Raw genomic sequence first — 2,821 nt, forward strand, 5'->3', positions numbered from 1 at the left:
CAATACAAAACAAACCAATTAAGCTGGTATCCATAAGTAGCTCCTTGCAATGGATTTAGACTTTGAGAACCTAAATATTAATTGCAAACGGGCTGCTTTTTCAATAGGACCTTATATCGAACTCACGTTAAATAGCTTTAAAAGCACTTAACATCGAGTAAAAATTGTTTAATACGGCAATCACTTGATATACAGTATCATGTCAAAGATTACTAAAAGTAATAATTAACATTCAGCTAACCAAATTTAAGTAAAAGAGCACACTATATGAAGCCATTTCAATTTATCCGTGAAGAGTATAAATTTCTCATCGGACTACTATTTGTTCTCATCTTTTTTTCTCCTCAATTTAGTCAACAACTTGTTCCTCACAGTATAAACTTTGCCGCGATCGGATTTATTGTTGTATTTATTATTATGATTGCTTGTGCTTTTAATGTCGTAAAACATGCTGACTGGCTGGCCCACCGCTTTGGTGAACCTTATGGGACCATTATTCTCACCATTTCTGTCATCTCTATTGAAGTTGCCTTAATTTCTGCGGTGATGCTTGCAGGTGGAAAAAGTCCAACATTGGCACGCGATACCATGTTTGCAGTCATCATCATCTCTTTAAACGGTCTAGTCGGACTCAGTTTATTACTTGGCGGCATTCGCCATCACTCACAACGCTACAACTTGAATGGAGCGAATGCATTTCTATCTGTCCTGGTGCCTTTATCTATTATTTGTCTAGTCTCTCCCAACTACACAAAAGCTGCCAGCTATGGTGTACTTTCTCACGGCCAAGCAGGCTTTATCGTTATCATGAGTTTGGTCCTTTATGGTGTTTTTCTATCGATTCAAACCGTGCGTCACAAAGATTTTTTTGAACACCCAGACCCAACTGACGAACAAATTACAGCCGCACAAAAAGATGGCAGCTTACCTCGAAAAGTTTATTTTCATATCGCCATGCTGTTTATGGCACTTATCGTCATGGTTTTGCTCTCCAAAAAACTTGCCATGTATATCGATTTTACTATTTCTGCCCTACACGCACCTAAAGCATTAAGCGGCTTCATTGTTGCTATTCTTGTGCTAACTCCAGAGGGCATGAGTGCAATTAAGTCAGCCGCAAATAACCAAATGCAACGCTGTGTTAATCTTTGCTTGGGCTCAGCTTTAGCTTCTATCAGCTTAACCATTCCTGCAGTACTGGTAATTAGTTTTCTTACCCAACAAACTATTACGTTAGGCTTGTCTAGCCTTGATGTATTACTTCTTATACTCACCCTCGCAGTCAGCATGATTACTTTTATCAGCCATCGAACCCATATCCTTCAAGGGGTCGTTCACCTTGCTTTATTTTTTACTTATATTGTCTTTATCTTTGATTTAGCCAAATAGCAAGTATCGCTATTTTCTATCGGTGTAGTGTCACTAACTTAAGAGACTAAGCAACTAGACATAATTTTTATAAATATCCACGGCTAAAGCCGTGGTGTTTTGTCTGCGACCGTATCAAAGTTACAGCCTTAGAAGATCACACATGAAAATGAATTTAACCAATCAGATGTGCTAGAATACTCGTTACTTTTGACCTAAATTAACACAACAAGGCAGCAATAATGACAATAAATAAAAGAGATTTTTTTGATGCAATTAACTACGCTGATACAGCTGTTCAGATTCATGAATATCTTCTCAACATTCTAGAAAAACAGCAAAAAGATTTTGCTGAAAACTGTAATAATGATAACGACAGTGAGAAAAGCAAAGCCTTAGCGAGTATTAGTGATGTCGAATTACGTTTTGCTCAGCTTGATATGCTAAGTGCAATCTATCGTAAAATACTTTTAAATACGTTAAATGAAATAGAAGGTTGCAATGATCAAGAACTCAAGACCATTAAAAATGGTTTACTGCATATGGTCGCCACCACGCTGGAAGCCTGTGTTAATGACTTTACTATTGAAGCAAAAATAACGATTGATATTAAAGAAGAGCAATAGCCCCTCTTGCGAACTTTAAACACCAGCTCCTGCAAAAGTAAACAAAGGCTCTTTATTACCAGATAATTGAAAGTCAATCGCCCCCACTTGCCCGGTATTTAAAATAGCAATATGCTGTGATTGATAACGATGAAGCACTTTTACATGAGGCAATCGGTAGGCATTATAACGCCCTGCACTGATGATCACCGTATGAGGAGATACCGCTTTAATAAATGGCGACGTCGATGAACTATTACCACCATGATGAGGTGCAAAAAGAATATCACTTTTTAAGCTTAAAGGCGCTTGAAGCAGCAGCTTTTTCTCTTGGCGTTTTTCTATATCTCCAGTGAGCAGCATACTACTTCCTTCTTCATTAACACTCACCTTAAGCACACATGATTGATTATTACGGCCATAAGGAAAAGGATAAGTTGGTGACAAAAACTCAAAGGTCACACCATCCCACAACCAACGATCTCCTGCAACACACGCCTGAGTCTTTGTATAAGGTAACAAAGGGCTGGAACTAACAACTCGTGTTTTTGGATAAGCAGCCAATACACTGGCTAACCCACCACTATGATCAGAATCAATATGGCTAATTACAAGTTTATCAATATGCTGAATGCCCATGGCATATAGGTTAGGGACCACTACCACGCCCTCCGTCATCTGAAGTGCAACACTCAGTAGAGAGTTCATATTCATACAGATAAACTCTCTAGTTCGCCTTTTGACTTAGAGGGTAGAGATGGTTTATCGGCACTTAAATGAAAAAGATCGTTTTTATATCGAACAACGGTTATCAGAGGGAGACTCGCTCAGATCAATTGCTAGAGCAC

General features: G+C 38.5%; 4 protein-coding genes. 3 read left to right on the plus strand and 1 reads right to left on the minus strand.

Annotated features, from left to right (window positions below; genetic code table 11):
* Positions 1-267: 267 nt before the first annotated feature.
* Together C200_RS07820 and C200_RS07825 are read left to right on the plus strand one after the other, a co-directional pair.
* Complete coding sequence (locus C200_RS07820) at positions 268-1,389, plus strand: calcium:proton antiporter (RefSeq protein WP_016212011.1); 1,122 nt, start codon at positions 268-270, stop codon at positions 1,387-1,389.
* A gap of 221 nt (positions 1,390-1,610) precedes the next feature.
* Positions 1,611-1,994, plus strand: coding sequence for a hypothetical protein (locus C200_RS07825; protein WP_016212013.1), 384 nt, complete (start codon positions 1,611-1,613; stop codon positions 1,992-1,994).
* 15 nt (positions 1,995-2,009) lie between these two features.
* Here the strand turns inward: C200_RS07825 and C200_RS07830 are convergent, their stop codons facing one another.
* Positions 2,010-2,687 carry a ComEC/Rec2 family competence protein gene (locus C200_RS07830; RefSeq protein WP_016212012.1) on the minus strand — a complete coding sequence of 226 codons (678 nt, stop codon included), beginning with the start codon at positions 2,685-2,687 and terminating at the stop codon, positions 2,010-2,012.
* Between the two features lie 43 nt (positions 2,688-2,730).
* Here C200_RS07830 and C200_RS16915 point away from each other — a divergent pair.
* The coding region (locus tag C200_RS16915) for a helix-turn-helix domain-containing protein (RefSeq protein ID WP_155276067.1) at positions 2,731-2,821 on the plus strand (91 nt) is incomplete at its 3' end.

Origin of the sequence: Piscirickettsia salmonis LF-89 = ATCC VR-1361 (assembly GCF_000297215.2) — a bacterium.
Taxonomy (GTDB): Bacteria; Pseudomonadota; Gammaproteobacteria; order Piscirickettsiales; family Piscirickettsiaceae; genus Piscirickettsia; species Piscirickettsia salmonis.

What these genes read in the sequence shown, in the direction of transcription:
- C200_RS07830 (WP_016212012.1), bottom strand. Translation starts at nt 2,687, where the DNA reads ATGAATATGAACTCTCTACTGAGTGTTGCACTTCAGATGACGGAGGGC.
- C200_RS07825 (WP_016212013.1), top strand. Translation starts at nt 1,611, where the DNA reads ATGACAATAAATAAAAGAGATTTTTTTGATGCAATTAACTACGCTGAT.
- C200_RS07820 (WP_016212011.1), top strand. Translation starts at nt 268, where the DNA reads ATGAAGCCATTTCAATTTATCCGTGAAGAGTATAAATTTCTCATCGGA.